Source organism: Curtobacterium sp. B18 (assembly GCF_000333375.1).
GTDB lineage: Bacteria > Actinomycetota > Actinomycetes > Actinomycetales > Microbacteriaceae > Curtobacterium.
On sequence record NZ_BACZ01000390.1, the window covers coordinates 1 to 6,752 of the forward strand.

Here is a 6,752-nt window from a genome sequence, read left to right on the forward strand (position 1 = left end):
TCGAAGCCGTCGCTGACCGCTGACACGATGCCCGTCGGGTAGACGTCGAGGATCTGCTCGAACGTCGCCAGCTCGCCGTCGGCACCGCGGACGCACATGACGCTGTGCTCGGTGGCGGGGACGCTCGCGGCCACCCAGCCGTTGTCGCCCGGGTAGTAGCGGTCGATGAAGTCGAGCGACGGCATCGAGTCGGTGCCGAGGAACGAGAGCAGGTGTCCGGCCCCGCCGGCCGCGGCCGACTCGATGCTCGACTGGCCCCGGAAGGAGAAGTCGTGCGCGGCGAAGTCGATGCTGGCCGGGTCGGCACCGGTGCGGGCGGCCCAGTCCTCCATGAGGTCGCGGTACTCGAGCGCCTTCGTGGCGACGGTCGACGGGTGCCAGATCGAGGCCGAGAGCGCGGTCTCGATGTAGTTCGGCAGCCAGAAGAACTCGTCGACGGTGTTCTCGACGGTCAGGGTCGCGACACCGATCGGCGCGAGCGTGCCCTCGGGCAGCGCCCGGATCTCGAGCGGCAGGTACCCGAGGCGGTGCAGCGCCCGGACGTGGTCGGTGCCGATGTGGTTCGGCCCGAAGTACCCCTGGAGCGCCTGCTCGAACAGGTCGGCGACCTCGTCCTCGTCGGCCGCGAAGAACGGTGCCCCTCGACGTCGCGCATGCCGCCGGCGGACAGCTTGATCGTGCGCCAGCCCGGTTCGAGGTCGATCGGCACGATGGTGTCGACGACCCCGCCGCGGTCCGACTGCACGACGTGCGAGGTGCCGCCGGCCGTGATCGTGACCTCGGCCGCGTCGACCGCGACGCTCGTGAAGCTGCGCCACCCGCGCACGCCGTAGTACGAGGCGTCGGACGCCAGCCCGCGTCGGGTGAGCAGGACGCGGCAGAGGACGCGGATCCAGCCCGGTGCGCCGTAGCCGTTGTAGGGGATCACCGTCGGCACGAGCCCGCGGCGGCGTGCGCGGTGCTCGCGGAACTCCTGGACGGCGTCCTCGATGCGGGCGGCCCGGTGGAGGATCGGCTCGGCCAGCGACGGCTCGTGGGGCGTCGGGTCGGGCATCGTGCCATCATTCCACGTCGGACCTGGCTCACGTACGACCTCACACGTGTACTGGGAGAGTCGCAGCGATATTCCAGCCGGTCTCTGCGACAGTTGGTCCGTCAGCCACCCACTTGAGAAGCGCTGCCCGCGCAAGAGGAGAACACGTGCTCGTCACCGAGGTATCGAACGCACTGCCGGGGGGATCATCACTGCTCAGGAACGAGCCGGTCCAAGCCCGCAGTTCGGCGCGCCTCGCCGGCCTCCTCGACGCGGCCGCCGGGGTGATCGACGAGATCGGGTTCGAGCGCCTGACCACCGCCATGGTCGCCGAGCGCGCCGGAGCGTCCATCGGCACGGTCTACCGCTACTTCCCGGACCGGATCGCCGTCGTCGAGGCGCTGGCGATCCGGAGCACCCAGCGACTCGCCGAGCGGTTCATCACCGCCCTCGACACCAGCGGTGCCACGACCTGGCAGCAGGCCTGCGACGCGCTCATCGACGTCACCGCCGAGATGTACCGCACCGAGCCCGGCTTTCGGGGGATCCGGTTCGGTGACGCGGCGGACACCGGCACCGGCGACGCCGAGGACCGGATGGCGGCGCTCGGCGGCGCCGTCGCGCACATCATGCACGAGCGGTTCGGCATGCCGACGACCGAGCGCCTCGCCCGCACCTGGGTGGTCCTCGCCGAGTCGTCGCACGCCGTCCTCGCCCGCGCCCACCGCGACCCGGCGAACCCGGAGACCGCGCTGATCGAGGAGTACCGGACGATGAGCCGGGCCCACCTCGAAGCGGTGATCGCCGCCTCCTGACCCGCGGCGCGGCGCGCCCGAGCGGCGTCCCGACCGGTGATCCGACGACGCCCGCACCCCGACGAGGGGTGCGGGCGTCGTCCCGTCCGGACGCCGTTCGCGCTGTCCAGGAGGCGACACACGCCGTCACGGGGGAACGGGTGTCGCACCCGACGGGTACTCTCACTCGGAGTCGGGCTACCTCCGAACAGAAGGGCACCCATGATCGAGTTCCGCTCGGTGCGCAAGACCTACCCGGACGGCACCAACGCGGTCGACGACTTCAGCCTCGTCATCCCCTCGAGGACCACGACGGTCTTCGTCGGGTCGAGCGGCTGCGGCAAGACCACGCTGCTCCGGATGATCAACCGCATGGTCGACCCCAGCGCAGGTGCCGTCGAGATCGACGGGGAGGACGTCGCGGGCGTCGACCCGGTCAAGCTCCGTCGGAGCATCGGCTACGTCATGCAGAACGCCGGGTTGCTGCCGCACCGCAAGGTCGTCGATAACATCGCCACGGTGCCGCTGCTCACCGGCGTCTCGAAGGCCGACGCCCGGCAGCGCGCCCTCGAGCTGATGGACACGGTGGGCCTCGACCGCGCGTTCGCGAACCGGTACCCCTCCCAACTCTCCGGCGGACAGCAGCAGCGCGTCGGTGTGGCCCGCGGGCTCGCGGTCGACCCGAACATCCTGCTGATGGACGAGCCGTTCGGTGCCGTCGACCCGCTGGTCCGCAACGACCTGCAGGACGAGCTCATCCGGCTGCAGCGCGAGCTCGGCAAGACGGTGGTCTTCGTCACGCACGACATCGACGAGGCCTTCAAGCTCGGCGACCAGGTCGTCATCCTGAAGAAGGGCGGCGAGATCGCCCAGCTCGGCACCCCTGCCGAGATCCTGGCCGAGCCCGCCGACGACTTCGTCGCGAACTTCATCGGCGCCGGCCGTGGCCGCCGTGCGCTCCGTGTCGAGCAGACGCCGACCGGCCCGATCGTGGTCGACGGCGAGGGGCGCGCCGCCGGCGTGCTCACCGGTCCGGTGCAGGTCGTCGACGCGGCCGCGGCAGTGCCCCAGGAGACCCGGGGCGACGCGTGAACTGGGTCCTCGGCAACACGGACACGATCAGTGACAACCTGATCGCGCACGTCTGGCTGTCGATCCCGCCGATCGTCATCAGCTTCCTGCTGTCGGTCCCGATCGGCCTGCTCGTCTCGCGGCTCCGGAAGCGCAGCGGCGTCGCGCGCGGCACCGCGTCGACCATCGTCGTCGTGGCGAGCCTGCTCTACACGATCCCGGCGCTGCCGCTCTTCCTCGTCCTGCCGGCGATCATCGGCACGAGCACCCTCGACCCGGTGAACGTCGTCATCGCGATGACGATCTTCGGCGTGGCCCTGATGGCCCGGTCCGCCGCCGACGCGATCGACGCGGTGGACCAGGACGTCGTCGGGGCGTCCGAGGCGCTCGGGTACTCGCCGACGCAGCGGTTCTTCAAGGTGGAGCTGCCGCTCGCCGGTCCGGTGCTGCTGGCCGGCATCCGCGTGGTGTCGGTGTCGACGATCAGCCTCGTCACGGTCGGTGCGCTCATCGGCGTGCCGAACCTCGGCTTCCTGCTCACCGACGGCCTCAAGCGTGCCATCAGCGCCGAGATCCTCACCGGCATCGTCCTCACCATCGTCCTCGCGCTGGTGTTCGACGTGCTGCTCGTCGGGATCGGCCGGCTCGTGATGCCGTGGACGCGGGGGAGCAGCCGGTCGGCCCGTGCCGTCCGCCGTCGGGCCGCCGACGACGTCCGGGCGAACGAGGTGTCCGCATGAACCTCTTCGCACAGGGCATCGCCTGGATCTTCGACCCGGCGAACAACGTCGGCCAGAACGCCGTCGGCGTCCGGCTCTGGGAGCACGTCTGGATCACCCTGCTCGCGGTCGCGATCGCCGTGGTGATCGCGGTGCCCCTCGGTCTCGCCATCGGCCACACCGGCAGGGGCCGCTCGATCGCGGTCGGTGTCTCCGGTGGCATCCGCGCGCTCCCGACGCTCGGCCTCCTCACCCTGCTGGCGTTGGCGATCGGCCTCGGGCTCGGCGCCCCGCTCATCTCCCTCGTCGTCCTCGCCATCCCGTCGGTGCTCGCCGGCGCCTACTCCGGCGTCGAGGCGATCGACCGGGTGACGATCGACGCCGCCAAGGCGCAGGGCATGACCGGCTGGCAGGTCCTCGGCAAGGTCGAGATCCCGCTCGCCCTGCCGCTCATCGTCGGCGGCATCCGTGCGGCGGTGCTGCAGGTCGTCGCCACCGCGACCCTCGTCGGCTACATCAACGCCGGCGGACTCGGCGGCTACGCCTTCTCCGGCATCGCCAACTCCGACTACGCGGAGGTGCTCGGCGGATCACTCCTGGTCATCGCCCTCGCCATCGCGTTCGAGATCGTCTTCGCCGCGCTGCAGCGGCTCGCCGTCCCCGCGGGTGTCTCCGCCGGGTCGGCGCGTCTGTCGCGTCGGAGCTCCCGAAGCTCAGCACCACGAGCATCAACCCCTGTGGAAGGAACCCACCCGTGATCACAGCAACGACCCGGCGTCTCGCCGCGACGATCGCCGTCGCGTCCGCGGCAGCCATCGCCCTCGCGGGCTGCTCGTCGAGCGACCCGCTCTCCTCCGGCTCCGGCGGCGGGGACTCCAAGACCATCGTCGTCGGCTCGCAGGCGTACCCGTCGAACGAGATCATCGCCGAGCTCTACGCGCAGGAGCTCGAGCACGAGGGCTTCACCGTCACGAAGAAGCTCAACATCGGTCAGCGCAAGGCGTACTGGCCCGAGATCGCGAAGGGGAGCATCAACGTCTTCCCGGAGTACAACGGCAACCTGCTGAACTACCTCCTGCAGGAGGACGGCAAGGACACCACGACCGAGACGACGACGGACGGCATCAACTCCGCGCTGAAGTCGGCGCTGCCGTCGGACGTCAAGGCGCTGCCGTCGGCCGACGCCTCCGACGCCGACACCTACACGGTGACCCAGGCGACGGCGGACAAGTACGACCTGAAGTCCATCGCCGACCTCTCGAAGATCGGCGGCACGATCTCGATCGCCGCCAACCCGGAGTTCGCGACGGCCGCCTACGGTCCGAAGGGCCTCAAGGAGAAGTACGGCATCACCGGCGAGGTCAACCAGCAGAACGACTCGGGCGGCCCGCTGACGATCAAGGCGATCCAGGACGGTGACTCGCAGGTCGCGGACATCTACTCCGCCAGCGCCTCGATCAAGACCGAGAAGCTCGTCACCCTCGAGGACCCGAAGCACCTCGTCCCGGCGAACAACGTCACCCCGATCGTGTCGAAGGACCTCGACTCGAAGGCGGCGGACGCCATCGAGAAGGTGAACAAGCTCCTCACGACCGACGCGCTCATCGAGCTCAACCGTCAGAACTCGGTCGACCAGAAGTCGGCGGCCTCCGTCGCCAAGGCGTTCCTGCAGGACAACGACCTGCTGTAGCACGCACAGCACCACAAAACGACAGGTGTCGGGCAATCTGCCCGGCACCTGTCGTCGTTGGTGCACACGGCGCATGCACCAGTGTTCCGCACGGTTGTGCCGTGCAACTCTCCTGCACGTTCGTGCAGAGCGGGTTTCTACAACTTGTCGAACCATGTGTCCGGGAGGTAACGTGGTGGTGTCCCAACGGCCAGTGACACCAGAAGTTCCCCTCCACAGGAAGCAACTGACGTGCACCAACAGCGCGCGGCGAACCGGCTCGGAAACGCCGCATGAACGACATCCTCGACCCGCTCCTCCTGTCGCGGTGGCAGTTCGGTCTGACGACGATCTACCACTTCCTCTTCGTCCCGTTGACGATCGGCATGGCCGTCGTCGTGGCCGTGTTCCAGACGGCCTGGTACCGCACGGGGCGCGCGCACTACCTCCAGCTGACCCGGTTCTTCGGGCGCATCTTCCTCATCAACTTCGCGATGGGCGTCGTGACGGGGATCGTGCAGGAGTTCCAGTTCGGCATGAACTGGTCGAACTACTCCCGCTTCGTCGGTGACGTGTTCGGCGCCCCGCTCGCGCTCGAGGGCATCCTCGCCTTCTTCTTCGAGGCGGCGTTCATCGGCATCTGGATCTTCGGGTGGGACCGCCTGCCGAAGGGGCTGCACCTCGCGAGCATCTGGTGCGTGAGCGTCGGCACCATGATGTCGGCGTACTTCATCATCGCCGCGAACGCGTTCATGCAGCACCCGGTGGGCTTCGCGATGAACGAGGCCAAGGGCCGCGCGGAGCTCACGGACATCTGGGCCGTGCTCGGCAACAAGGTCGCGCTGGCCGCCTTCCCGCACACGCTCTTCGCCTGCTTCATGGTCGCTGCCGCGGTGATCATCTCGGTCGCCGCGTACCACCTCGCGCGGAACCAGAACCTCGAGACGATGATGCCGGCGCTGAAGTTCGGCATGTGGACGATGCTCGCGGCGGGGGCCCTCACGGTCCTCACCGGCGACCAGCTCGGCCTCACCATGGTCGACACGCAGCCGATGAAGATGGCCGCGGCCGAGGCGCTCTACAACACCGCCACCGGCAAGGACGCGTCGTTCTCGATCTTCACGCTCGGCACCCCCGACGGCGTGCACGAGCTGTTCTCGATCCGCGTGCCGTACCTGCTGTCGTTCCTGTCGACGCACACCTTCAACGGCACGGTCGAGGGCATCAACGACCTGCAGGCCCAGTACTCCCAGGTCTACGGCCCGGGCGACTACAAGCCGATCATCTGGGTCACCTACTGGTCGTTCCGCTGCGGGCGCGGCGCCGAGTCCCGTCTCTCAGCGGTAATGCACACAGACTCAGGCTGAAGTGGCAGGCCGATCGGCGTCTGAAGGTCCGCGATCGGGCGCTGCGGTCGTGTCCGGCTATCCTGGGATGGTGACAGGCGGGCGTACAAAGAACCCGGG

Annotated in this window: 5 protein-coding genes and 2 pseudogenes; 6 read left to right on the forward strand and 1 reads right to left on the reverse strand. The window is 69.0% G+C overall.

Features of this window, described 5'->3' with window-relative positions; all coding sequences use genetic code 11:
* A pseudogene (locus I5E_RS10820) lies at window positions 1–818 on the reverse strand (hypothetical protein); the annotation flags it as partial.
* 382 nt (window positions 819–1,200) lie between these two features.
* Between I5E_RS10820 and I5E_RS10825 the strand changes: the two are divergent.
* From I5E_RS10825 to I5E_RS10850, 6 genes and pseudogenes are all read left to right on the forward strand, one after another.
* Window positions 1,201–1,848 (forward strand): TetR/AcrR family transcriptional regulator, encoded by a 648-nt coding sequence (locus I5E_RS10825; protein WP_022907003.1) that lies wholly within the window; start codon window positions 1,201–1,203, stop codon window positions 1,846–1,848.
* Window positions 1,849–2,049: 201 nt separating this feature from the next.
* The gene (locus I5E_RS10830; protein ID WP_022907004.1) at window positions 2,050–2,919 is read left to right on the forward strand and encodes an ABC transporter ATP-binding protein; all 870 of its coding nucleotides are present in this window, start codon (window positions 2,050–2,052) and stop codon (window positions 2,917–2,919) included.
* Window positions 2,916–3,638: an ABC transporter permease gene (locus tag I5E_RS10835; protein ID WP_022907005.1), complete on the forward strand. Its 723-nt coding sequence runs from the start codon at window positions 2,916–2,918 to the stop codon at window positions 3,636–3,638. The genes I5E_RS10830 and I5E_RS10835 overlap by 4 nt, the downstream gene beginning before the upstream one ends.
* On the forward strand, window positions 3,635–4,375 hold the full coding sequence (locus tag I5E_RS10840; RefSeq protein WP_022907006.1) for an ABC transporter permease: 741 nt from the start codon (window positions 3,635–3,637) through the stop codon (window positions 4,373–4,375). Before I5E_RS10835 ends, I5E_RS10840 begins: the two co-directional genes overlap by 4 nt.
* A complete protein-coding gene (locus tag I5E_RS10845) occupies window positions 4,372–5,307 on the forward strand; it encodes an ABC transporter substrate-binding protein (protein WP_022907007.1) in 936 nt (311 codons plus the stop codon). Before I5E_RS10840 ends, I5E_RS10845 begins: the two co-directional genes overlap by 4 nt.
* Before the next feature lie 272 nt (window positions 5,308–5,579).
* Window positions 5,580–6,596: pseudogene (locus tag I5E_RS10850) on the forward strand (cytochrome ubiquinol oxidase subunit I); the annotation flags it as partial.
* Window positions 6,597–6,752 lie beyond the last annotated feature (156 nt).

What these genes read in the sequence shown, in the direction of transcription:
- I5E_RS10830 (WP_022907004.1), top strand. Translation starts at nt 2,050, where the DNA reads ATGATCGAGTTCCGCTCGGTGCGCAAGACCTACCCGGACGGCACCAAC.
- I5E_RS10840 (WP_022907006.1), top strand. Translation starts at nt 3,635, where the DNA reads ATGAACCTCTTCGCACAGGGCATCGCCTGGATCTTCGACCCGGCGAAC.